This is a genomic window from Dactylosporangium sp. NPDC049742 (assembly GCF_040674675.1).
Lineage (GTDB): Bacteria > Actinomycetota > Actinomycetes > Mycobacteriales > Micromonosporaceae > Dactylosporangium > Dactylosporangium maewongense.
On the sequence record NZ_JBFANF010000112.1, the window covers coordinates 1 to 22,414 of the forward strand.

The 22,414-nt window shown below is 73.3% G+C and carries 21 protein-coding genes and 1 pseudogene; 16 read left to right on the forward strand and 6 right to left on the reverse strand.

From position 1 onward, the window contains the following. From AB0J72_RS56755 to AB0J72_RS56785, 7 genes are all read left to right on the forward strand, one after another. Positions 1 to 709, forward strand: a 709-nt coding sequence (locus AB0J72_RS56755; protein ID WP_363416898.1) for a hypothetical protein, incomplete at its 5' end; no start/stop codon positions are given. Next, positions 706 to 1,353 (forward strand): isochorismatase family cysteine hydrolase, encoded by a 648-nt coding sequence (locus AB0J72_RS56760; RefSeq protein WP_363416901.1) that lies wholly within the window; start codon positions 706 to 708, stop codon positions 1,351 to 1,353. The genes AB0J72_RS56755 and AB0J72_RS56760, both read left to right, overlap by 4 nt. Then, positions 1,353 to 2,132, forward strand: coding sequence for an SDR family NAD(P)-dependent oxidoreductase (locus tag AB0J72_RS56765; protein ID WP_363416904.1), 780 nt, complete (start codon positions 1,353 to 1,355; stop codon positions 2,130 to 2,132). Before AB0J72_RS56760 ends, AB0J72_RS56765 begins: the two co-directional genes overlap by 1 nt. Positions 2,133 to 2,145: 13 nt before the next feature. Further along, complete coding sequence (locus AB0J72_RS56770) at positions 2,146 to 3,051, forward strand: hypothetical protein (RefSeq protein ID WP_363416907.1); 906 nt, start codon at positions 2,146 to 2,148, stop codon at positions 3,049 to 3,051. Continuing rightward, on the forward strand, positions 3,048 to 3,878 hold the full coding sequence (locus AB0J72_RS56775) for a CoA ester lyase (RefSeq protein WP_363416910.1): 831 nt from the start codon (positions 3,048 to 3,050) through the stop codon (positions 3,876 to 3,878). Before AB0J72_RS56770 ends, AB0J72_RS56775 begins: the two co-directional genes overlap by 4 nt. Then, on the forward strand, positions 3,871 to 4,695 hold the full coding sequence (locus tag AB0J72_RS56780) for a hypothetical protein (RefSeq protein WP_363416913.1): 825 nt from the start codon (positions 3,871 to 3,873) through the stop codon (positions 4,693 to 4,695). The genes AB0J72_RS56775 and AB0J72_RS56780 overlap by 8 nt, the downstream gene beginning before the upstream one ends. Before the next feature lie 151 nt (positions 4,696 to 4,846). Beyond that, positions 4,847 to 6,100 carry a sugar efflux transporter gene (locus AB0J72_RS56785; RefSeq protein ID WP_363416916.1) on the forward strand — a complete coding sequence of 418 codons (1,254 nt, stop codon included), beginning with the start codon at positions 4,847 to 4,849 and terminating at the stop codon, positions 6,098 to 6,100. Here AB0J72_RS56785 and AB0J72_RS56790 read toward each other — a convergent pair. Beyond that, a complete protein-coding gene (locus AB0J72_RS56790; RefSeq protein ID WP_344500431.1) occupies positions 6,078 to 6,371 on the reverse strand; it encodes a transcriptional regulator in 294 nt (97 codons plus the stop codon). The two genes, AB0J72_RS56785 and AB0J72_RS56790, sit on opposite strands and share 23 nt — an antisense overlap. Continuing rightward, positions 6,368 to 6,832: a hypothetical protein gene (locus tag AB0J72_RS56795; RefSeq protein WP_363416919.1), complete on the reverse strand. Its 465-nt coding sequence runs from the start codon at positions 6,830 to 6,832 to the stop codon at positions 6,368 to 6,370. The genes AB0J72_RS56790 and AB0J72_RS56795 overlap by 4 nt, the downstream gene beginning before the upstream one ends. A 131-nt stretch (positions 6,833 to 6,963) precedes the next feature. Here AB0J72_RS56795 and AB0J72_RS56800 point away from each other — a divergent pair, with 131 nt between their 5' ends. Together AB0J72_RS56800 and AB0J72_RS56805 are read left to right on the forward strand one after the other, a co-directional pair. Continuing rightward, positions 6,964 to 7,776, forward strand: coding sequence for an SAM-dependent methyltransferase (locus AB0J72_RS56800; RefSeq protein WP_363416922.1), 813 nt, complete (start codon positions 6,964 to 6,966; stop codon positions 7,774 to 7,776). A gap of 212 nt (positions 7,777 to 7,988) precedes the next feature. Then, positions 7,989 to 9,755, forward strand: a complete 1,767-nt coding sequence (locus AB0J72_RS56805) for a bifunctional diguanylate cyclase/phosphodiesterase (RefSeq protein WP_363416925.1) — start codon at positions 7,989 to 7,991, stop codon at positions 9,753 to 9,755. Between the two features lie 12 nt (positions 9,756 to 9,767). Here AB0J72_RS56805 and AB0J72_RS56810 read toward each other — a convergent pair whose 3' ends face one another. Next, on the reverse strand, positions 9,768 to 11,051 hold the full coding sequence (locus AB0J72_RS56810) for a YibE/F family protein (RefSeq protein WP_363416928.1): 1,284 nt from the start codon (positions 11,049 to 11,051) through the stop codon (positions 9,768 to 9,770). A 59-nt stretch (positions 11,052 to 11,110) separates the two neighbouring features. Then, entirely contained in the window at positions 11,111 to 11,461 is a 351-nt protein-coding gene (locus tag AB0J72_RS56815; protein WP_363416931.1) for a hypothetical protein, read from the reverse strand. Positions 11,462 to 11,574: 113 nt separating this feature from the next. On the opposite strand from AB0J72_RS56815, the gene AB0J72_RS56820 reads away from it, so the two are divergent. Genes AB0J72_RS56820 through AB0J72_RS56840 form a run of 5 tightly spaced genes read left to right on the forward strand, consistent with a single transcriptional unit; the run spans position 11,575 to position 18,151 of the window. Then, positions 11,575 to 14,172: an AMP-binding protein gene (locus AB0J72_RS56820; protein ID WP_363416934.1), complete on the forward strand. Its 2,598-nt coding sequence runs from the start codon at positions 11,575 to 11,577 to the stop codon at positions 14,170 to 14,172. Next, a complete protein-coding gene (locus tag AB0J72_RS56825; RefSeq protein ID WP_363416937.1) occupies positions 14,151 to 15,176 on the forward strand; it encodes an iron ABC transporter substrate-binding protein in 1,026 nt (341 codons plus the stop codon). The genes AB0J72_RS56820 and AB0J72_RS56825 overlap by 22 nt, the downstream gene beginning before the upstream one ends. Beyond that, positions 15,160 to 16,761, forward strand: coding sequence for an iron ABC transporter permease (locus AB0J72_RS56830; RefSeq protein WP_363416940.1), 1,602 nt, complete (start codon positions 15,160 to 15,162; stop codon positions 16,759 to 16,761). The genes AB0J72_RS56825 and AB0J72_RS56830 overlap by 17 nt, the downstream gene beginning before the upstream one ends. Then, the gene (locus tag AB0J72_RS56835) at positions 16,758 to 17,792 is read left to right on the forward strand and encodes an ABC transporter ATP-binding protein (protein ID WP_363416943.1); all 1,035 of its coding nucleotides are present in this window, start codon (positions 16,758 to 16,760) and stop codon (positions 17,790 to 17,792) included. The genes AB0J72_RS56830 and AB0J72_RS56835 overlap by 4 nt, the downstream gene beginning before the upstream one ends. A gap of 20 nt (positions 17,793 to 17,812) precedes the next feature. After that, complete coding sequence (locus AB0J72_RS56840) at positions 17,813 to 18,151, forward strand: hypothetical protein (RefSeq protein WP_363416946.1); 339 nt, start codon at positions 17,813 to 17,815, stop codon at positions 18,149 to 18,151. On the opposite strand, the gene AB0J72_RS56845 is transcribed toward AB0J72_RS56840, so the two are convergent. After that, positions 18,148 to 19,341 carry an oxygenase MpaB family protein gene (locus tag AB0J72_RS56845; RefSeq protein ID WP_363416949.1) on the reverse strand — a complete coding sequence of 398 codons (1,194 nt, stop codon included), beginning with the start codon at positions 19,339 to 19,341 and terminating at the stop codon, positions 18,148 to 18,150. The two genes, AB0J72_RS56840 and AB0J72_RS56845, sit on opposite strands and share 4 nt — an antisense overlap. 312 nt (positions 19,342 to 19,653) lie before the next feature. On the opposite strand from AB0J72_RS56845, the gene AB0J72_RS56850 reads away from it, so the two are divergent. Further along, entirely contained in the window at positions 19,654 to 20,820 is a 1,167-nt protein-coding gene (locus tag AB0J72_RS56850; protein ID WP_363416952.1) for a TetR/AcrR family transcriptional regulator, read from the forward strand. Between the two features lie 94 nt (positions 20,821 to 20,914). On the opposite strand, the gene AB0J72_RS56855 is transcribed toward AB0J72_RS56850, so the two are convergent. After that, a complete protein-coding gene (locus AB0J72_RS56855) occupies positions 20,915 to 21,904 on the reverse strand; it encodes an LPXTG cell wall anchor domain-containing protein (RefSeq protein WP_363416955.1) in 990 nt (329 codons plus the stop codon). Positions 21,905 to 22,076: 172 nt separating this feature from the next. Between AB0J72_RS56855 and AB0J72_RS56860 the strand changes: the two are divergent. Continuing rightward, a pseudogene (locus AB0J72_RS56860) lies at positions 22,077 to 22,414 on the forward strand (hypothetical protein); the annotation flags it as partial.

Genomic DNA, 22,414 nt, shown 5'->3' on the forward strand with positions numbered 1-22,414 from the left:
AGCCGCGGACGGGCTGCAGGCGGCGCTGCTGGCCCGCGCCGGGCTGACCGGCGCCGCCGACCCGTTCGGCGCGCCCGCAGGTCTCGCCGCCGCGCTCGCGCCCACCTACGACCCGGACGCCGCGCTGGAGCGCCTCGGCGCCGGCTGGGAGGTCGAGGAGAACGCCTTCAAGCCGTACAGCTGCGGCATCGTCTCCCATCCGGTGATCGACGCGGCGATCGCGGCGCGGGACGCCGGGCTGCCGGCCGCGGACATCGAACGGGTCGTGGCGACGGTCCGGCCGGTCGTGCTGGAGGTGATGGGCGTGCGCGAGCCCATGGACGGGCTGCAGAGCAAGTTCTCGGTGTACCACTGCTTCGCCGTCGGGATGCTCGACGGCGGGGCCGGCCCGGCGCAGTACACCGACGCGCGGGCGAGCGACCCGCAGGTGGTCGGGCTGCGCCGCAAGGTCGAGGCGGTCACCGACCCGGCGATGCCGAAGGACGCGTGCCGGGTCCAGGTGTGGCTGCCCGGCGGCGTCACCCACACGTTCACCATCCAGCACGCCACCGGCAGCGTCGCCGCACCGATGACCGACGCCCAGCTGGAGGCCAAGTTCCGGCTGCTGACCGTCCCGGTGCTCGGCGGCGACGGCGCCGCGCGCCGCTGGCGGGCCGCGATGAACGTCGACGCCCCCGGCGGCGACCTGCGCGAGCTGGTCCGGGCATGACGCCGCAGATCCTCGGCACCCTCGCGCAGAAGGTGCAGCCGGCGCACACCGCCCTCGTCCTCGTCGACATGTGCAACGACTTCCTCGACCCGCGCGGCAAGACCGCCACCCGCGGCGGCCGGTCCCTCGATCACGGCCGGCGGGTGATCCCGGCGATGCGCCGGCTGCTGACCGCGGCGCGGACGGCCGGGCTGCTCGTGGTGCACGCGCAGCACACCACGCTGCCCGAGCACGCCAGCGACTCCGGACCGTGGCTCGACGCGCGGTCCCGGGCCACGTTCTCCGTCACCGACCTGTGCGTGCAGGGCAGCTGGGGGCAGCGCATCATCGACGAGCTCACCCCCGAGGGCGACGACGTGGTCGTGCAGAAGTACCGCTACAGCGCCTTCGCCGGCACCAACCTGGACCTGCTGCTGCGCTCCGCCGGGACGCGCACCGTGATCTGCGCCGGCGTCTCCACCAACGTGTGCGTCGAGGCGACCGCCCGCGAGGCGTTCAGCGCCGACTACTACGTCGTGCTGCCCGAGGACGCCTGCGGCTCGTGGTCGGTGCCGCTGCACGAGGCCACGCTGGAAACGGCCCGGCACCGCTACGCCACCGTCTGCACCACCGACGAACTCACCGCGCAATGGAAGGACGCCTGATGGACCTGCAGCTCGCCGGCCGGCTCGTCGCCGTCACCGGCGCGGGGGCTGGCATCGGCCGGGCCGCCGCCCTGCAACTGGCCGCCGAGGGCGCCCGGCTCGTCCTGGCCTCCCGCGACCCCGGCCGCCTCGAGGCGCTGGCCGCGCAGGCCCGCGAGGCCGGCGCGCCCGAGGTCACCGTCGTCGCCGCCGACCTGACCACGACCGGCGGCGTGGCCGCGCTGTCGGCCGCCGCGGCCCGCCGCGCGCCGCTGTGGGGCCTGCTCGCCTGCGTCGGATCGACCCCGATCGGCACGTTCGACGAGATCGACGACACCGCCTGGCAGACGGCGTTCACCACGAAGTTCCTGGGGTCGGTACGGGTGATGCGCGCGGCGGCGGCACTGATGCGCGACGGCGACGGCGGGCGCATCGTGCTCGTCGCCGGCAACGCGGCCCGCGACGCGCCGCCCGGCATGGTCACCTCGACCGCCGTCAACGCCGCCCTCGACGGCCTCGTCGCCAGCGCCGGCCGCTTCTTCGCGCCGCACGGCATCGGCGTCGCCGGGCTGCACCCCGGCCCGACCCGCACCGGCCGGTACACGGCGCTGCTGGCCCACCGCGCGGCGACCGCCGGCGTCGACGAGGCCACCGCCGCGGCGACCCTCGACGCGCAGATCCCCGCCGGGCACCCGGCCGAGCCCGCCGACGTCGCCGCGGCCGCCGCCTACCTGCTGTCGCCGCGGGCGGCGCACATCGTGGCCACCAGCATCACCGTCGACGGCGGCCAGACCCGATAGGAGCACAGTCGCGATGACGTGGATACCGCACCAGCTGCCGGCCCAGCTGCCCCGGCTCACCGGCCCCGACGACGCCGACCTGGTGGTCATGCCGATCCTCAACGTGGAGTCGTGGCCCTTCGACCGGCCGATGCCGCGCAAGCTGCTCACCGCCCCGCACGGCCGCGACAACGTGCCCGACGTGCCCAACTACAGCTGGGTGGACTACGGCCTGCGCGCCGGCATCGAGCGGCTCGTGGACGGCTTCGCCGGCCGCGGCCTGCCGGTCGGGCTGAGCGTCAACGCGGCCGTCCACACCGACTACCCGGCCGTGTTCGAGCTGCTGCTGGACACCGGCTGGGAGTTCGTCGCCCACGGCGTGCGCCAGGAGGCGGTGACCGGCGCCCCCGACGAACGTGCCGCGATCCAGGAGTCGCTGGACCTGCTCACCGCGAGCACCGGCCGCCGCCCGCGCGGCTGGATGGGCCCCGGCCTGGCCGAGACCGTCCACACCCCGCAGGTGCTGGCCGAGCTCGGCGTGGACTACGTGCTCGACTGGGCGGTCGCGGACCATCCACTGTGGATGAGCACGACGCCGCCGCTGCTGGCCCTGCCGTACAACCTGGAGCTCAACGACAGCGTGGTCGTCGCGGTCGAGCACCAGCCGATGCCGGAGTACGTGCGACGGGTCCGGGACACCGTCGCGGTCCTCAAGGCAGAGGCCCGGGCCGAGGGCGGCGCCCGGGTCCTGGCGCTGCCGATGCACCCGCACCTGCTGGGCGTGCCGCACCGCGTCGGCGGGTTCTTCGAGGTCGTCGAGGAGCTCGCCGCCGACCCGGCGGTGACCTTCGCCGACCCGGGCACCGTGGCCGACTGGTTCACCGCCCAGGTGCCGGCGGCGTCGCCGTCGCAGCCCGGGCGCCGGCCGGTGACCGCATGACCGGTGCCGCCATCGCCGACCGGATCGCCCGAGCCACGGGCGTGCTGTTCGTGCCCGGCGGCCGCCCTGAGCGCTTCGACCGCGCGGCCGGCACCGGCGCCCCCGTCGTCATCGACCTCGAGGACGCGGTCGCCCCTCAGGACAAGGCCACGGCCCGGTCGGCGGCGCTCGCCTGGCTGGCCGCCGGCAACCCGGCCGCGGTGCGGATCAACGCCATCGGCACCGAATGGCACGCCGACGACGTCGCCGCACTGTCCACCGTGGACGCCGCCGTCATGCTGCCGAAGGCCGAGGACCCGCCGGCGATCGAGGATCTCACCGGCCGGATGGGCAGTACACCTGCCGTGATCGCGCTCGTGGAGACGGCGGCCGGGGTGCTCGACGCGGCCCGCATCGCCCGCGTCCCCGGCGTCGCCCGGCTGGCGTTCGGCCACCTCGACCTCGCCGCCCAGCTCGGCGTCGATCCCGCCGACCGCTCGGCGCTGGCCACCTGCCGGCACACGCTGGTCCTGGCGAGCGCGGCGGCGGGCCTGCCGGGCCCGATCGACGGCGTCACCACCGACCTGTCCGACGACGCGCTGCTCGCCGACGACGTCACCTACGCCCGCGGCCTCGGCTTCACCGGCAAACTGTGCATCCACCCGCGGCAGGTCCCCCTGGTCGGCGCCGCGTTCCGCCCGTCGGCGGACGAGACGGCCTGGGCGACCCGGATCGTCGCGGCGGCGGCCGCCGGCGGGGCGGTCGTGACCGTCGACGGCCGCATGGTAGACCGGCCGGTCGTGGAACGGGCCCGCCGCCTGCTGGAGCGAGGAGAAGCCGGTGACTGAGGTACTGGTGCAGGCCGGCCCGGTGCGGGCGCTGGCCGCGCTGTTCGACACCGGGCTGCCCGCGCCCGGACCCGGGGACCCGTTGCCGCCGCTGTGGCACTGGGCCGCGCTGCCGACGTGGCCGCCGGCCGGGGAGACCGGACCCGACGGCCACCCGCGCCACGTGACGCCGCCGCATCCGCCCGGGTTCCCGCGCCGCATGTTCGCCGGCGGCACCGTGCGCCTGCTCGCCGACCTCACCGTCGGCTCGACGGTCGACCGCACCGTCGAGGTGCTGTCCACCACCCCGAAGTCCGGCCGACAGGGCGACTTCGTCCTGTCCACGGTGCAGACCCGCCTCACCCGCGCGGACGGGGTGCTGGCCGTGGTCGAGACCCAGGACATCGTGTACCGCCCGGCCTCACCCCCGACCTCAGCGGCACCCGTACTGCCGGAGGCGTCCTCGGTCGACGCGCTGCTGTCACCGGCCGACCGACCGGGGGAGTGGGTGCTGCGCACGGACCCGGTCCGGCTCATGCGGTTCAGCGCCGCGACCGCCAACGGCCACCGCATCCACTACGACCTGGCCTACGCCATGGGCGTGGAAGGCTACCCGGGCCTCGTCGTGCACGGACCGCTGATGACCCTGGCTCTGCTGGAAACCGTCCGCCTGCGCGACGCCGCCCTGGTGACCGAGGTGACCCACCGCAACATGCGGCCCCTGTTCTGCGGCCAGGAGGCCCGCATCACCGGCACCGACGAACTGTCACTGTCCACGGTGGACGGCGTCCACGTGACCGCCCGCGTCGCCGGCGGATCCCCGAGCGTCAGCGCGTAAGTTTCGTCGCGGGGACACGCCTGGACTGCGGAGCGTGCGTCAGGGGTGACGGTGACGGTAGCGAGCCTGGTACGGTCCTCGACGAGCCCGACACAGTATGGAGCATCATCGATGCAACTGTGGTGGGTGGTGCTGCCGTCGCGATCCAGGGATGTGGATGCAGATGGGCTTCGACGCGGGGCGTGTGGTCGGGACGAAGCTGCCGCACCTGCTGGTCTGCGTCCTGCTGCTGGGCATCGCCGACTCCATGATCGGGCCGTATCTGGTGTTGTTCGGTGCGGACCGGGCGCGCCTGTCTCCGCTGCAGGTCGGTGTGTTCCTCTCCGTCATCGCCGTCGGCGGACTGTTCGTGACGTCCTGGCTCGGTCGCCGGTTCGACCGCGGTGCCGGCCGGTGGCCGGCGTTGGTCGCCGTGCTGGCGCCGGCCGTCGGGTACCTCGCGCTGAGCGCGACCACCAGCTACGCCCTGCTGCTGGTCATCGGGGCGGGCCTGCTCGGCGCCGGCCTGGCGGGCTTCTCGCAGGTGTTCGCGCTGGCGCGTACCCACCTGGACCGGACGTCCGGTGACGCGTCGGGGCGCGGAACGCTGGCGCTGCGGTCGGTGTTCTCGTTGGCCTGGGCCATCGGCCCGATCCTCGGGTCGGCGGCGCTGGCGTGGCGGGGATACAGCGGCCTGCTGCTGCTGACATCCCTGGCGTTCGCGCTGATCGCGGCGCCGCTGCTGCTGCTGGGCCGGGCGCCGGTCACACCCCGGACCGCGCCGCAGTCGCGGGCGCCGTCCCGGTTGCGGCGGCCGGTGCTGCTGGTGGCAGCCAGTTTCATGCTGTTCAACACCGCGATGTGCGCCGGCTCGGTCGCGCTGCCGCTGTACGTCACGCGCACCCTGGGCCGGACCGACCAGGACGTGGGGTTGCTGGCCAGCACGTGCGCGCTGGCGGAGATACCGGCGGCGCTGAGCCTGATCCTGCTGCCGGCCCGGGTGCGCCGGCAGCGGGTGATCCTGCTGGGCATGCTGCTGTTCGTCGTGTACTTCGTGCTCGTCCCGGCCGGTTCCAGCCTGCCGCTGCTGATCGTCGCCCAGGTGGTCCGCGGGTTGGCCATCGCCGCGGTCAACGCGCTGGGTATCACGTACATGCAGGACCTGATGCCCGAGGCCACCGGCCGCGCGACCGCGCTGTTCGGCAACGCGTTCATCACCGCTTCGCTGGTCTCCGGCCTCGTCGCAGGTGCGGCCGCGCAGGCTCTCGGCTACCGGGCGGCGCTGCTGCTGTGCGGGCTGATCAGCGCCGCGGGCTGCCTGCTGCTCATCAGCGCCCGGCAGGCGCCACATGACGAACGCCTGGTCGTCCCGCATCACGTAGGGAGCGCCCCGGGGCTCAGGGTCAAGCCAGACCGGGATCGATGAGCGCTCGGAGGGCCGCGCAGTGTGCCGTGTAGGCCTTGCGGCCCGTGCGGGTCATCGAGAACGTCGTGCTCGCGCCGCGGCCGTGGCCGTCCTTGGCGGATTTGACGTACTCGGCGGCCTCCAGTGCCGACATCTGCTTGGACAGGTCGGAGTCGGTCAGTTGCAGTTGCTCCTTGAGGAACCGGAACGACACCGATGGCGCGTTGGCCAGGATCGCCATCGCCGCGAGCCGCTTGGGGACGTGGATGACCGGGTCGAGGTCGCCGATCACGCCAGCCGGTCCCGGACTCTGCCCGCGGCGACGGCGTACTTGCGCTCGTAGACGACGAGGCCGGCGGTGACGAGGACGAAGGCGACCGCCGCGGCCGCCGGCACGCCGACGAACCACCAGGCCGGTGCGACCAGTGCCGCGATGACCACGAGGCCGGCGAAGTAGCCGCGCCACACCGCGGCGATCTCCACGGGTGGCTTGCCGTGACCGGGCATCGGGAGGGCCCCGTGCCGCCGGCGCATCCAGACCAGGAACAGCACCTCGGCCGAGAGCAGGATCGCGAGCGAGGCGGCGAACAGTGCGCCGTTCTCTCGCCACCAGGTGAAGCATCCGATGAACGCGGCGGTCCACGCGCCGATGACCGGGGCATACCACCACGGGGTCGGCGGGTACTGGACGTAGGGCGCCGCCGCGGCGCGCTCCGCGAGGAACAACTGATCGCGTGCCTCAATACTTTCCATACTGGAAACTGTAGCGAGTACTTTCCAGTATGGAAAGTTTGAAGCCCGCTCATCGAGTCGCCACGGTCGGGTTGCACCACTGAAGGTGACCTGTGTGTCACGCTGATGGATGGACGTGGCTGGAGAGGGGGATGCCGGTGTTGCCGGAGTGGGTGCCTGACGGTGTCGACATCACCACGCCGAACGCGGCGCGGGTCTACGACCATGCGCTCGGCGGGTTCCACAACTTCGAGGTCGACCGGCGGTTCGCCGAGGACGCGGAGCGCGCCTGGCCGGGCGTCATCCAGCTGGCGCACGACAACCGCGCGTTCCTGGGCCGGGTGGTGCGGTGGCTGGCCGGGAACGGGATCCGGCAGTTCCTGGACATCGGCTCGGGCATCCCGACGCTGGGCAACGTCCACGAGGTGGCGCAGTACGCGGCCGCGGACGCGAGGGTCGTGTACGTCGACATCGACCCGGTCGCGGTCGCGCACAGCCAGCGGATCCTGGCCGGCAACCGGCACGCCACCGCCGTCCAGGGCGATCTGCGGCGGCCGCAGGACATCCTCGGCCACCCCGCGGTGACCGACCTGCTCGACTTCTCCAGACCGATCGGCGTGCTGATGGTCGCGGTGCTGCACTTCATCGGCGATCCGGACGACCCCGCGCGGATCCTGCGGGAGTTCGCCGATGCCACCGTGGCGGGCAGCTACGTCGCCGTCTCGCATTCGGTGCCGGCCGAGGACGCCGCCGGGCAGGAGAACGTGCGACGGCTCTACCAGCGCACGCCGACGTCACTGCACGTGCGCACCCCCGCAGAGGTGGCCGGCCTGCTCGCCGGGTGGCAGGTGGAGGACCCCGGCCTGGTCCCGATCAGCGACTGGCGCCCGGACCCGGAGGACGCGGACGATCCCGCGCAACGGTCGGCGTTCGGCGGGGTGGCCCGGAAGCTCGGCACCAACTGAGGTCCATAGGTCGTTCACCCGTTCGGGTGGACGGGGTGGTCCGCGACCCCGGCCGCGGTTCACACTGTGCATCCGGGGGACTCCCGTCCGCCACGAAATGGCAAGGGCAGGTGCATGCGGCAGCCGAGGGCGGTACCCGCGAAGACCAGGCCCTGCACGAGGTGCGATGCCGACAACCCTCGCCCGACGTCAGGCGGGAGAAGTCGCGAGCTGTGACCGGCAGTCAGCCAGGCCCTCGGGCCGACCCGCTGCGGGAGCCCGCCGGCGCGGTCACGGAGTTCGCGGCGATCTGGGAGCGGAGCCTGCCCAGGACGAACTTCGTGCCGGGTGGGCGGGCCCGTCGCCTCCAGGTGCTCCAAGCCTTGACCCGGCAGCTGCTCACCGCGCTGACCGGTCCTGCGGCCGACCCGCAGGCCGGGTTCGGGGTCGGTCGCGACCTCGTCCACAGCGGCATGTCCGACCCGCAGATCATGGCGGCGAGTGTGCACGTCCTGCGGCTGCGGCTCCTGACCGACCTCCGGATCACCGGACCGGACGCCGCGGACCGGCTCACCGCGCTGATCGACCAGGTGACGCTCGGATTCACCACCACGCTGCAGGACGTGGTCCGCCGCGCGGCGGAGGACGTCGGCCGCGACGAACGCGTGGCGTGGCGCACCCACCAGCAACACCTGCAGCAGCAGGTCCGGCACGCGTTGCTGCACGACCCGCTGACCGGCCTGCCGAACCGGGCGGCGTTCACCGCCTACCTCGAGGTCGTCATCGCCGGGAAGCCGACCGCGCGCATCGGTGTGTGCCTGCTCAACATCCAGCGGTTCGGCGCCATCAACGACACGTTCGGCACCACCACGGCGGACCAGCTGCTGCGGCTCACCGCGCACCGGCTGCACGGCCTGGCCATCGGGCGCGACTACTACCTGGCCCACCTCGGCGCCGACACCTTCGCCCTGGCCGTCGAGGACACCACCGGACCGGACGACGCCATCAAGGCCGCGGACGCCGCGCTGCCGCTGCTGCGGCACCCGTGCCGGATCGACGGGCACGAGCTGTCCGTCACCGCCCTGGCCGGCATCGTGGAGCGCCCCGCCGCCCAGAGCAGCCCCGGCGACCTGCTCCGCGCCGCGGCGATGGCGTTGAGCTGGGCGAGGCACGACAACCCGGCGACGTCGTGGACACTGTTCGCGCCGGCACGGGAGGCGCTCGACGTCCGGCGCCACCAGCTCACCCACGCACTGCCCGGCGCCGTGGGACGGGGCGAGCTCACCCTCACCTACCAGCCGATCATCCGGCTGCGCGACAACACCATCGTCGGCATGCACGCCTTACCACGCTGGACCCATCCCGAGTTCGGTCCGGTGCCCGCCGGCGAGTTCCTCGACCTCGCCGAACGCGTCGGCGTCCTCGTCCCGCTCGCCGCCCGGCTGCTGCGCGACGCCTGTGCCCGGGCCGCGAACTGGCAGCGCACCCCGGAGCCGCCGATGCTCAGCATCGACTGCACCATCACCCAGCTCCGTGACCCCACCATCCTCACCGCCGTCACCACGGCCCTGGACGCCAGCGGCCTGCCACCCGGCCGGCTCCAGCTCGCCATCGCCCAGGAGGCGCTGCACGACCTCAACGACGACATCGCCTTCACGCTCGACGGACTGGCCCGCACCGGCATCCACATCGCCGTCAACAACACCGGCGGCCCCGCCCACCTCGCCGAGTCCCCGGTCAGCACCGTCATCCTCGACCCGCGCCTCCTCGACGGCATCGACGCCTACCTGCCGACCTACCTGTCGAGCACGACGACGCTCGCCTGGCTCATCGCGATGTTCCACGACCTCGACCGCAGGGTCACCGCCATCGACGTCGACCACCGCGACCAACTCGAGGCCCTCAACGACGTCGGTTGCGACACCGCCCGCGGCAACTACCTCGCGCACCCCATGACCGGTACCGCGGCAGACCAGCTCTTCAAACCCGCGACCCACTGAGGCGGATCGCGGCTACCGGGCGGGGCGGGCGGAGGTCCACAGGTCGTCCCCGTCGTCGTCGCGCCACGGGTCGGATCGTGGCGGGGAGGCCGCCGGTTGCTCCGGTTCGGGTGCCGTCTGCCGCTCCACCGAGATGAGCACGGCGAGCGCGGTGGTGATCGGCACGGCGGCGACGATGCCGATCGTGGCCACGACGCTGCGGACGACCTCCTGGGCGAGGAACTCGCTGGTGATCGTCTCGGCGAAGGGTTGGTTGCCGGCCGCGATGAGCAGCAGCACCGGCAGTGACGCGCCGGCGTAGGCGAGGACGAGCGTGTTGACCACGGCGGCGATGTGTGCCCGGCCGACGCGGGTCGCGGCGCGGTACACCTGCCGCCGGGTCATGCCGGGGTTGGCGGCGGCCAGTTCGCTCACCGCCGCGGCCTGCGTGACGGTGACGTCGTCCAGCACGCCGAGCGAGCCGATGACGATGCCCGCGAGCAGCAGCCCGTGCAGGTCGACGGCCTGGAAGAACATGGCGAGGGTGGTCGCGTTCTCGCCGCCGTTGCCGGTGAGGTGGGCCAGGTCGACCGACCACACGCCCAGCACGCCGGTGAGGACGAGGCTGGCGAGCGTGCCCAGGACCGCCACGGAGGTGCGCACCGAGATGCCGTGGGTGAGGTACAGCACGGCCAGCATGATGGCCGCCGACCCGGCGACCGCGACGGCGAGGGGCGGCTGACCGGCGGCGATGGCGGGCACGACGAACAGCAGCAGCACGGCGAAGCTGACCCCGAGCCCGGCCAGCGCCGCGAGCCCGCGCCACCGGCCGAACACCACGATCACGAGGGCGCCGAGGAGGGCGAGCCAGATCAGGGGCTTGCCGCGCTGGTGGTCGATGATGGTGTACTGCTGGGCTTCCGGCCCTTCGGGCGTGTCGACGAGCAGCATGACGACCTCGTCGCCGACCGAGACGCGCGGTGCTTGCGGCCCGTCGGGCAGCGGGGTCCGGATGGTGCGGCGGGCGTCTGGTCCGTCCTCGACGCGGACCTCCACCGTGCCGCACCGGCTGGTGACGATGCCGGTCGGGGTTTGGACGATCTCGTCCGGGGCGCAGGCGCGCTGCTCGACCCGGGTGACGGTGCCGAGGTGGCGCCTGCCGGTGTCGCCGTCCACGCGGGCCGGCTCGGCGCGGGGCCAGAGCACGGCGATCGCCGCCAAGGTCGCGGCGATCACCGGCAGCATGACGGCGATGATGATGACGCGGATGCGCCGCGACGCCGCCGGTCCGGTGGCGTGGTCGTGCCCGGTTCCCATGCATGTTCTCCTGGAGCGGCTGCGTGATCTCGGTGCTGAGGCGTGTGGTGCCTCTTCGATCAGCGCAGCCACACCTGCAGCAGGGCACGGTCGACCGCCGAGCGCGGCCCGGTCGATCCCGGCGGCTGTGCGCCGACGGCCGGTGGCGTGAGTTCGTGGCATCGCGCGGTGCCGGCGTCGATGGCCGGCGGCGCCACCGTCCGAGCCGAGGAATGGTCGGCGATCGGGCGTCCGGAGGCCTGCGCGGCACCCGACGGGTTCGACGATGCGCAGTCATCGGCGGTGGCGACCAGTGCGGTCACCGCGGGCGCGTGCTCCGGCAGCAGCACGACGGGGTGGACCGTGTAGCCCACGACGCTCAAGGCGAGCAACAGCCACAACAGCGGCTGCCAGCTGCCCTGACGACGCATCGGATGCCTTCCTCGAGTACGGAGTGGCTGCCACCGTACCTGAAGGCCGCGGGCGCGGTGATCGTTTGCCCACCGCTCGACACCTGCGGATAGTTAGGTTAGCCTCACCAACTATGCCTCTGTTGGATCCCCGGCAGGTGCGTGCCACCTTCCTGGTGTCCGACACTGCCGGCGCGCATCACCCTGCCCTGATCGGCCCCGCCGGATGCCTCGGCTACGAGGAGCTCGCCGATCGGGTGGCCGCGCTCGCCGCCGCCCTGCCATCAGCACAGGCCGGCCGGCGGCTCGTGCACGTGCCGCTGGCCCCGCACCGCGACCTGGTGCTCGGATATCTGGCGGTGCTGTCGGCCGGGCACGTGGCCCTGATCACCCCGCCCGGGCACCGGTCGATCACCGCGGTCTACCAGCCCGACCTGTGGCTCCACCCGGACGGCACCTTCGAGGCCGCGACGCCGGACACCGATGCGCCGCGGCACCTCCTGCACCCGGACCTGGCGGTGCTGCTCAGCACGTCGGGCAGCACCGGCTCGCCCAAGCTGGTCCGGCTCAGCCACGGCAACGTGCTCAGCAACGCCGAGGCGATCGCGTCAGCGTTGTCGATCACGCCAGAAGACCGCGCGGTGACCTCGCTGCCGCTGCACTACTGCTTCGGGCTGTCGGTGCTGCACGCCCAACTCCGGGCCGGCGCCACCACGGTGCTGCGGCCCGGGTCGGTGACCGACCCCGGCTTCGCCGACGACCTGCGCCGCGACCGGGTCACCCTGGTCGCCGCCACCCCGCACGTGGTGGACCTGCTCGACGTCCAAGGTGTGCTGGACCGTCAGCCCTCGCTCCGGCTGCTCGCCCAGGCCGGCGGCGCGTTGCCGCCCGAGCGGGTGCGGGAGCTCGCCGCCCGGGGCCGCGCGGCCGGCTGGGGCATGGCGGTCATGTACGGCCAGACCGAGGCCACCGCACGCATGGCGGTGCTGCCACCGGAACTGTCGGAGCGATACCCCGACGCGGTGGGATGGCCGATCGCCGGATCGGCGTTCCGGCTCGACCCGGCCGGCGTCGACGAGCCGGTGGCCGCACCCGACGGCCCGGTCGGCGAGCTCGTGTTCACCGGCCCGGGCGTCATGCTCGGGTACGCTGAGCACCCCGCCGACCTGGCCCTGGGGCGGACACACACCGAGCTGCGGACCGGCGACCTGGCGCGGATCGACGCCGACGGACTGGTCCGGATCGTCGGCCGCCGGTCCGACTTCGTGAAGATCATGGGCATCCGCATCGACCTCGGCCAGGTCGAGCGCTCCCTGCGCGGGCACGGGCTGCGGTCCTGCGTCACCGGCCGCGACGACCAGCTGCAGGTCACCTACCGGCGCGGCGAGCAGTCTCCCGACCAGGTCCGCGACCGGGCAGCCCAGGTCTCCGGTCTCAGCCGGTCGGTGATCTCGGCCCGCGCCGTCGACGAGCTCCCGCTGCTGCCCAACGGCAAGCTCGACCGCCGGCGCAGCGCCGACCTGCACGTCACCGAGACCTCTGGCCAGCAGGCAGAAACGGCCGCCGCGGTGGTCGCGGTGCTGGAGCCACTGGTGGGAAGCGACGGCGTCGATCTCGACCGGTCGTTCGTCGAGCTCGGCGGCGACTCCTTCAGCCACGTCGTCGCGTCCGTCGGCCTGACGCGCCTGCTCGGCGACCTCCCGCCCGACTGGCACCACCGCCCGGTCCGCGACCTGGTCGCGCTCGCCGACCGGCGGCCACCGTCCCGCTGGTGGAGCCCGCTGGTGCAGCGGGTCGACACGACCGTCGTGCTGCGCGGCGTGGCCGTGGTGACGATCTGCGGCAGTCATGTCGGCCTGTTCCGGCTGGCCGGCGGGGCGCACATCCTGCTCGCGGTCGCCGGCTTCCTCTTCGCCCGCTACGTGCTCACCTCGCCGACGACCGCGGAGCGTGTGCGGCGAAGCGCCCGGATCGCGGTCGGGGTCGCCGTCCCGGCGGTGACCGTCGCCGCGGTGATGCTGTTCGGCTTCGGGACGGTCCACTGGTCGAACGTCGGGCTGGTGCACTGGCTCGTCCGGCCGCAGGCCTCCAACAACTTCTGGTTCGTCGAGGCCTACCTGGTGATCGTGGCCGTCACCGTCGCGGCGCTGGCCGTGCCGCGGCTGCGGGCCGCATACGCCGCCGACGCCTGGCGCACCACCATGGTCGCCTTCGGGGTGCTGCTGGTGCCCCGCTACGTGGTGATCGCGCTGTACGACGGCCCGCTGCGTGGCCTGCCGGGCACGGTCGCGTGGCTGTTCGTGGCGGGAGTCGCGATGGCGGTGGCCGACAGCCGGAAGCGCCGGCTGGTCACGACCGCGGTCGCGGTGGCCGCCGCCGTCGGCTTCTTCCCCGGACAACCCGCACGCAACCTGGCGATCATGCTCGGGCTCACGCTGCTGGCGCTCGTGCCCGCCCTCCCGGTGCCGCGGCTGCTCGTCCGCCCGCTCGGCGCACTGGCGGCCGCCTCGCTGCACATCTACCTCGTGCAGTTCCAGGTGTTCGCGTTCTTCGGCGCGCCGATCCTCAAGTTCACGGTCGCGATCGCCGCCGGCCTGGGGTTCTGCGCGGCCGGCAACCACGTCCTGCACCGGCGGCTGTCGCCGCTGCCGCCGGTCGAGGTCATCCGCCGTCGCATGGCGGCGAGGCAACTCGTGAGAGAGGACATGACATGCGTCGACGCACGTTCCTGACCGGCCTGGGGGCAGTCGGGGCGGTGAGCCTGGTGGGGTGCGGTTCGAAGTCCGAGGACGGTTACGTCGCCGACCCCGGTTCGTTGCAGGTGTACTCCGCCCAGCACGAGAACCTCACCAAGGCGTGGGCCGAGGCGTTCACCGCGGCGACCGGCATCAAGGTGCAGGTCCGCAAGGGCTCCGACGCCTCGATGGGGCACCAGATCGTGGCCGAGGGCTCCGCGTCGCCCGCCGACGTGTTCCTCACCGAGAACAGCCCGGCGATGACGCTGGTCGAGCGCAACAAGCTGCTCGCCCCGCTCAACGAGGAGACCCGGCGGCAGGTGCCGGCCAACCTGACGCCGTCGTCGCAGGTGTGGACCTCGATCGCCGCCCGGTCCACGGTGCTGGTCTACAACACCAGCAAGCTCGACAAGGCCGGCCTGCCGAAGTCGCTGATGGACCTCGCCGGGTCGCAGTGGAAGGACCGCTGGGCGTGCGCCCCCGGCGGCGCGGACTTCCAGGCCATCGTCGCGGGCATGCTCGCCGGCCAGGGCGAGCAGAAGACCACCGAATGGCTGGCCGGGCTGAAGTCCAACGCCCGGGCGCTGCAGAACAACATCGCCACGATGAAGTCGGTCAACGCCGGCGAGATCGAGTGCGGCGTGATCTACCACTACTACTGGTACCGGGACCAGGCCGGCACCAAGGAAGGCAGCGGCAACACGGCCCTGCACTACTTCCGCAACCAGGACCCCGGCGCGTTCGTGTCGCTGTCCGGCGGTGCCGTGCTCGCCGGGTCGAAGAAGGCGGCCGAAGCTCACAGGTTCCTGGCCTACATCACCAGCGAGGCCGGGCAGCGCGTGCTGGTCGACTCCAAGTCGATGGAGTACGCCGTGGGCAACGGCGTCGCGTCCGCGTCCGCGCTGCCGCCGCTGGACAGCCTGCAGGCGCCGCCGGTCGACCCCTTCACGCTCAACTCCGACAAGGTCAACAAGCTGATGACCGATGCCGGCATCCTCTGACCTTCGCGAGCCGACCGCCGCGGCGCACGACGTGCCGGTGCCGTCCCGGCCGGTCGTCCGCGCCCGGCGGTCCGCCCGGATGCCGTGGCTCGTCGTGGCGGCCGCGGTCCTGGTCGCGGCCGTGATGATCCTGCCGGTCCTGGTCGTGCTCGGTCAGGCGGCCACCAGCGGCGACGAGGTGTCGCGGCTGCTGCTGCGGCCGAGGACGGCCGAGCTGCTCGGCAACACGACGCTGCTGGTCCTGCTGACCGTCCCGATCACCGTCGTGCTCGGGTGCGGCGCGGCCTGGCTGGTGGAGCGGACCACCCTGCCGGGCGCCGGCGCGTGGCGCACGCTGCTCCTCGCGCCGCTCGCCATCCCCGCGTTCGTCAGCAGCTACGCCTGGACGTCGGTGTTGCCGTCGGTGCAGGGACTGGGCGGCGCGGTGTTCATCACCTCCCTGGCCTACTACCCGTTCGTCTTCCTGCCGGCCGCGGCCCTGCTGCGGGCCCTCGACCAGGGACACCTGGACGCCGCCCGGTCGCTCGGCGCATCCGGTCCGGCGGCGGTACTGCGGGTGGCGCTGCCGCAGCTGCGTCCGGCCATCACCGGCGGCGCGCTGCTGGTCGCCCTGCACCTGCTCGCCGAGTTCGGCGTCCTGCAGATGATGCGGTTCCCCACCTTCACCACGGCGATCCTGCAGCAGTTCGCGGTCGGGTTCAGCAACGCCGCCGGCAGCATCCTCGCCGCCGTGCTGATCGTGCTCTGCGTGGGGCTGCTGGCCCTCGAGGTGCCGCTGCGCGGCCGCGCACGGATCGCCCGGGTCGGCTCCGGCGCCCGGCAGCGCCCGGTCGCGTACCGCCTGGGCGCGTGGACCGTCCCCGCGTCCGCCGCCCTCGTCGGGCTGGTCGGCCTGGCGCTGGTCGTGCCGCTGGTGCTGGTGCTGCGCTGGCTGGTGCGGGCGATGACGTCCGGCGCGGTGGTCGCCGGTCCGCTGCTCGCGGCGACGGGCTCGACCGTCGGGCTCGCGGCGCTGGCCGGCCTGGCGGCGGCGGTCATGGCGCTCCCCGCCGCGTGGCTGCTGCACCGGTACCCGTCCCGGCTGGCGACCGCGCTGGAACGGGTGACGTACCTCGCGAGCGCACTCCCCGGAGTGGTCATCGGGTTGGCGCTGGTGACCCTCGCCGTGCAGTGGGCCCGTCCCGTCTACCAGACCACCGCGCTCGCCGTGCTGGCCTACACGGTGCTCTTCCTGCCCCGCGCCATGGTCGCCTGGCGATCCGGCCTGGCCGCGGCCCCGCCCGAGCTCCTCGAGGCGTCGCGGTCGCTCGGGGTCTCCGGTCTCGGGACCCTCATCCGGGTCGTCCTGCCGCTGGTGCTGCCGTCGGCGCTGACCGGATTCGTGCTGGTCTTCCTCGCGACGTCGACCGAGCTCACCGCGACCCTCCTCCTCGCCCCGACCGGCACCGAGACCCTCGCGACCGCGTTCTGGTCGGCGAGCGACGAGTTGGATTACGTGGCGAGCGCCCCGTACGCTGCGGCGATGATCGCCCTGTCCGCCCCGCTCACCATCCTGCTGCGCCGGCAGATCCTGGACCAGCGGTGAGCGGCGCGGGCATCTCCGTCACCGGGCTCACCGTCGGCTACGGCGGCCCGCCGGTGCTGGACCAGGTCGACCTGCGGGTGCGCGCGGGCGGCGTCACCGCCGTGCTCGGCCCCTCCGGCAGCGGCAAGACCACGCTGCTGCGGGCGATCGCCGGGTTCATCCGCCCCGATCGCGGGCGGATCGAGGTGCGCGGCGAGGTGCTCACCGACGGACCGGCACTGGTGGCTCCGGAGCGGCGCGGCATCGGCTACGTCCGGCAGGACGGCGCGCTCTTCCCGCACCTCGACGTCACCGGCAACATCACCTTCGGGCTGCCGCGGGCCGAGCGGCGCCGGGCCGCCCAGGTCGAGCCGCTGCTCGAGCTCGTCGGCCTGTCACCGGACCTGGCCCGCCGCCGCCCGGACGAGCTGTCCGGCGGGCAGCAGCAGCGCGTCGCGCTCGCCCGGGCCCTGGCCCGGGAACCCTCGGTGGTGCTGCTCGACGAGCCGTTCTCCTCGCTCGACACCGCGCTGCGCGCCGCGACCCGCGAGGCCACCCGCGCCGCGCTCGCCGAACGGGGCGCGACCACCGTCCTCGTGACCCACGACCAGGCTGAGGCCCTGTCCTTCGCCGACCAGGTGGCCGTCATGTTCGACGGCCGGTTCGCCCAGGTCGACAGCCCGGCCGGGGTGTACGCCGCACCGGCCACGCCCGAGGTCGGCCGGTTCCTCGGCGACGCGATGCTGCTGCGCGGACAGGCCGACGGCCGGACCGTCCACTGCTGTCTGGGGCAGCTCGACCTGGCCGAACCGGCCAACGGCGACGTCCAGGTGATGGTGCGACCCGAGCAGCTCGTCCTGCGCGAGCCGTCCGGCACCACGGCATCGGTCGTGTCGGTGACCTACCACGGCGCCGACGCGATGGTCCGCCTGGACCTGGCCGGCCAGACCGCTCACCTGGTCGCGCGCGTCCCAGGCGACCGGACACCTCGCCCGGGCGACGAGGTGGGCGTCGCGGTGCCAGCACCCGTCCGCGCCTTCCCCCAACGCTGACTCGTCGTCAAGATGGGTCAGTGCGCCTGAGCCATCCCGACGAACACGAGCAGCGGGCGATCTTCGAGGAGCTGCTGGCCTCGGTCTCCACCGGCGGTGGGATCTACTCCTGCAACGGGCTCGACATGGAGACCGAGGAAGCGCTGTGGGCCATCGCCCGCGCCTACCCGGCCGTCACCGACGACCTGGTCGCCGCTGCCCGGGCGGCGTTCGCCGGTCAGCTGGACGGCTCCCACGCGGCCGCCCGCCGGGCGGCGCTGGAGAGGAAGTTCGACGAGCTGAACCGGCGCCGTGCTGCGGAGGCCGGGGGGAGCCGGGAGGGTTTGCCTCCCGGCTCCCTTGAGTCAGGGCCGAACTAGGGCCGGTTCCCGGTGGGGATCGTGATGAGCGTGGTCGTGCCGGAAGCGCCCTTGTTGAGGAACAGCATCGCCAGCGCCCGGATGAACTGGTCGAACATGTAGAAGCTGGCGGGCGCGATCGGGATCAGCCCTTCCCGGAACGCGATGTAGGTGGGCCAGGCGGTCCGGACGAGGGTCGCCGCCGCGTAGTCGCGGGGCAGGCGCAGCCAGTCGCCGATCTCGTTGCTGAGCACGTACCGGACGAACTCGTTGAGGAAGCCGCGGGTGACGCCCAGGTCGATCTGCGCGGTCAGCCCGAGCAGGTCCTCGGCCAGTTCCTTGCCCTCCTGCGTCGGGGCGAGGATCGGGGTGAGCGCCGACGCCGACTGCGCGTATGCGGCGGCCCACGTCTGCGGGATGAACTCGTCGCGCACGCCGAGCAGGTGCATGGCGACCTGCCACTGGTGCAGGAAGGCGGTCTCCTCCGCGGCCGTCATCCGGACCTTCCACTCCTTCAGCTTCTTGTGCACGAAGGTGCCGAGGCTGTGGAAGGTGACCAGGATGTCGCCGTTGCTGATCGGGATGCCGCCCGGCTCGTTGGCGACCGCCCGCCACTGCGGCGACTGCGGCAGCAGATGCCGCACCGCGGCGTGCACCAGGCGCGTCTTGTTGGCGGTGACCACGAACTGGCCGTTGGGCTCGAACGCGGTCAGCTCGCTGAGGTCGTAGCCGAAGGTGAACGTCTTGGCCGCGCGGTCCTGCATGTTGGCGCCGCCCGCGGACCAGTACACCGACTTGGCCTCACGCGGGATCACCGTGCTCATGATGCCGCTGCCGAGGCCGTACAGCATGAACAGGTAGGTGTCCTTGCGCCGGTTGAAGTCGGCGGCGAGCCGCAGCTTGCTGCGGTCGGCCCAGGAGGGCAGCGTGTTGACCTGCTGCAGGTAGGTGCGGAGGTTGGCGGGCAGGCCGCTGGGCAGCGCGTCGCTGTTGTTCACCCAGGACCGCATCGCGGTGTTGACCGCTGGGATCTGGCCGTTGTCGAGCAGCCCGGCGACCAGCTGGTCCACTTCGTCGTCCCAGGCCCACCACGGGTCGGTGCCCGCGGCGGCGGGCGCCGCGGCGGCCGGGACGGCGCCCACCGCGCTCACCAGGCCGAGCGCGACGCCGAGGGAGAGGACGCTCCGTCGGTTGAGGTTGAGATTGCTCATTTACTTACCCCGCTTCTGTGAGGGCATTGGCGGTGCTCATCCAGGGGTTAAGCAGTGGTGATCATCGGCGACCTCACGGCAGTCGATGTGTGATTCTCCGTTAACATACGAAACAATCCGCCGGTCGGCAAGGGCGTCTGAGCGGTGAATCTCCGCCGCGCCGGGAGCGGCCGCCGCCGCGCGTACCGTGGCCGCCGCCCGCTCATGTGTCAGGATCGGCGGCATGCCATCGGACATCGCCGTGCCACCGCGGTGCGGACCCCTGACCGGCGCGTCCGGCGGACTCCCGCACGCGCCTGGCCGGTCGCCGCTGTGACCACCGAGTCGACCGCGGCCGTCCGGCCCCGCAACCGCAAGCAGCTCGTCGTCGAAGCGGCCGGCCGGATGTTCAGCGAACGGGGCTACCACGCGGCGTCCATGGAGGAGATCGCCGCCAGCATGGGCATCACCGCGGCGGCCCTCTACCGGCATTTCCCGAACAAGTACGCGCTGTTCGCCGAGTGCGCGAACGTCATGGCGGACCGGCTCGTCGCCGCGCTCGACGACGTGCCCGCCGACGCCTCCCTGGCCGATGTCCTCACCGCCGCCGCCCGGGTCACCATCGCCCATCGCGCGTCGGGCGGCGTGTACCGATGGGAGGCCCGGTACCTCGACCGCGGCGACCGGCAGGCGCTCAGGGCGAAGTTCGCGCACGTGGTCGCCCGGGTGGCGGACGCGGTACAGCGCGAGCATCCGCTGCCCGGCGAGCACCTGCGGGCCGTCGCGGCGCTCGGCGCGATCGGGTCGATCACGATGCACCACACCTCGATCGCGCAGCGCCGCCTCGAAGAGGTGCTGGTCGGGTCCGCCCTGCGGGTGGCCGCGACCGACCCGGCGGCGGCCACCGGCATCGCGCGCCTCGTCGACCTGCCCGCCCAGCCCGTGGCACGCACCCGGCGCTCGGAGATCCTCGCGGCGGCCATCCCGCTGTTCGAGCGGGACGGCTTCGCCAACGTCACGAACGGCAGGATCGCGGAGGCCGTCGGGCTGGTCCCGTCCGCGATCTACCGGTACTTCCCCGGCAAGGCCGACATCCTGGCGGCGGCCTGTCTGCAGGCGGCGGGGCTGCTGGCCCAGGCGGTGGAGCAGAACCTCCATGGGACGACGGACCCGCACGACGCGGTGGTCGCGCTGACCGCGACCTACGTGGCGTACAGCTTCGAGCACACGGCACTCACCAGCGTCGCCAACGCCGAGCTCGCCGGCCTGCCGACCGACCTGCAACGGCCGCTGGTCGTCGCGCAGCGGGAACACATCGCCGTGTGGGAGCAGCAGCTGCGGTCGGCGCGTCCGGAGCTCGACTCGCGCCAGGCCCGGGTGCTGATCCACGCCGGCTTCGGCGTGGTGGTCGAGGCCGGACGCAGGCTGCGCTGGCGGGACAGCCCGGAGCACCGGGACGCCGTCGCCGCGCTGCTCATGAGCGCGCTGGGCATCCGGTGAGCCGCCGGCCGGCCGGCCCGTCCGCGGCGGTGTCGGTGCCTGCTCTTGTACCGGCTCCGGCACCGCCGCGATCGGCGCGCTGCACGCCCGACGCTCAGCCCGTACGGAAGCGGCGGCGGGCGCCGACGAGCAGCAGGCCCGCACCGGCGGCCAGCAGCAACCCGCCGGACACCGCGAGCAGGCCGACGTTCGTCCCGGTCTTCGGCAGCGCCGGGACCGGTGAGACGCTCGCGGCCGGAGAGGTCACAGCCGGGGAGGTCGCGGCCGGCGTCGTCGCGGCCGCGGTGCCGACGGTGAGCTTCACCTTGGTGTCCTTGTTGGTGTACCGGTTGGTCGGCGTCAGGACGAGCTCGACCTCCGACCGCCTCGCCGGCACGGACAGGCGGATCGTGAACGTGTCCTGCGCGCCGGCCGCGAACGGGCCGGTGCGGTGGATCTCGCAGCCCTTCTCGGCGGGGATCCGGCCGCTGCCGGTGCAGGCGGGCGACACGGCGCGCACGCCGGCCGGGGTGTAGGCGACGAGGTAGTACTGGCCGAACGTGAAACTGCCGGCGTTCGTGACACGGACGGCGACGTCGACGTGCCCGTCGCTGACCGGTCCGGCCTGCGCGGACAGGCGCAGCGGCCCCTTGTCCGGCCACGCGACCACGAAGTCGTTGCGCCTCCCGAGCGTGCCGTCCGGCGCCATGCCCTGCAGGTAGCCCAGCGTCGACACCTGGAAGACAGGCTCGCCGGTCGTCGAACGGATCTTGATACCGACCGTCTTCGGGTTGCCCACGTTCGGGGCGACGGTGCCGGCCGAGCAGATCCAGGTGCCCGCCTTCGTGCCGGTGTCGCACTGGCCGGGCTCGACGGTGACCGAGCCCACCGGCAGCTCCAGGACGAACCGGCCCTCGAGCGCGGTCGCGCCGCTGTTGATGACGCCGATCTCGGCGACGGCCGACGGGGCGTACGGGTCGCCGGACAGGCCGACCTTGCCGGAGCCGGCGTCGATCGGCCCTTCCGCCGGAGCGGCCGCGGCGGGCGAGACGAACAGGGCGGTGGCGGCGAGCGCGACAGCGGCGGTGCCGATGCGAAGCAGCACGGTGATCTCCTCATGACGATGTGTGGATGTCGAACACATCGATCACGCCCGGACCGGATGGGCCGGTTGTCGAACCACCGTGTCGAGCAGCGGACACAACCAAAACGCCGGGTGGCTTCAACCGGGCCGGCAGGAGGCGCCGTGGCGTGCGCCGGTTTGGCACACTGCCGCCGTGATCAAGGACCTGGACGATCTGGACGGGGTCGACTGGGCAGCGCTCGGCCACGCCTGGGGCGCCGCCGACGACGTGCCGGACCTGCTCCGCCGGCTGGTCGGGCCGGAGCCGGAGGCGCGTGCGGACGCGCTGCGCGGGCTGCGCGGAGCGGTGCACCTGCACGGTGACGTGTTCGACAGCACCGTCGCCGCGATCCCGTTCCTGCTCGGCCTCGCGGTCGACTCCCGGGTGCCGGACCGGGCCGGCGTGCTGCGGCTGCTGGCCGGCATCGGCGGCGCGACCCGGCGCGAGGACCCGGGCCCGGACTTCGTCGCCGCCCGGGCGGCGGTCGCCGG

Bases quoted from the DNA above. Each gene is read 5' to 3' on its own strand.
- AB0J72_RS56770 (WP_363416907.1), top strand. From the start codon at position 2,146: ATGACGTGGATACCGCACCAGCTGCCGGCCCAGCTGCCCCGGCTCACC.
- AB0J72_RS56785 (WP_363416916.1), top strand. From the start codon at position 4,847: ATGTGGATGCAGATGGGCTTCGACGCGGGGCGTGTGGTCGGGACGAAG.
- AB0J72_RS56765 (WP_363416904.1), top strand. From the start codon at position 1,353: ATGGACCTGCAGCTCGCCGGCCGGCTCGTCGCCGTCACCGGCGCGGGG.
- AB0J72_RS56820 (WP_363416934.1), top strand. From the start codon at position 11,575: ATGCCTCTGTTGGATCCCCGGCAGGTGCGTGCCACCTTCCTGGTGTCC.
- AB0J72_RS56760 (WP_363416901.1), top strand. From the start codon at position 706: ATGACGCCGCAGATCCTCGGCACCCTCGCGCAGAAGGTGCAGCCGGCG.
- AB0J72_RS56800 (WP_363416922.1), top strand. From the start codon at position 6,964: ATGCCGGTGTTGCCGGAGTGGGTGCCTGACGGTGTCGACATCACCACG.
- AB0J72_RS56795 (WP_363416919.1), bottom strand. From the start codon at position 6,832: ATGGAAAGTATTGAGGCACGCGATCAGTTGTTCCTCGCGGAGCGCGCC.
- AB0J72_RS56775 (WP_363416910.1), top strand. From the start codon at position 3,048: ATGACCGGTGCCGCCATCGCCGACCGGATCGCCCGAGCCACGGGCGTG.
- AB0J72_RS56815 (WP_363416931.1), bottom strand. From the start codon at position 11,461: ATGCGTCGTCAGGGCAGCTGGCAGCCGCTGTTGTGGCTGTTGCTCGCC.
- AB0J72_RS56810 (WP_363416928.1), bottom strand. From the start codon at position 11,051: ATGGGAACCGGGCACGACCACGCCACCGGACCGGCGGCGTCGCGGCGC.
- AB0J72_RS56825 (WP_363416937.1), top strand. From the start codon at position 14,151: ATGCGTCGACGCACGTTCCTGACCGGCCTGGGGGCAGTCGGGGCGGTG.
- AB0J72_RS56845 (WP_363416949.1), bottom strand. From the start codon at position 19,341: ATGAGCAATCTCAACCTCAACCGACGGAGCGTCCTCTCCCTCGGCGTC.
- AB0J72_RS56830 (WP_363416940.1), top strand. From the start codon at position 15,160: ATGCCGGCATCCTCTGACCTTCGCGAGCCGACCGCCGCGGCGCACGAC.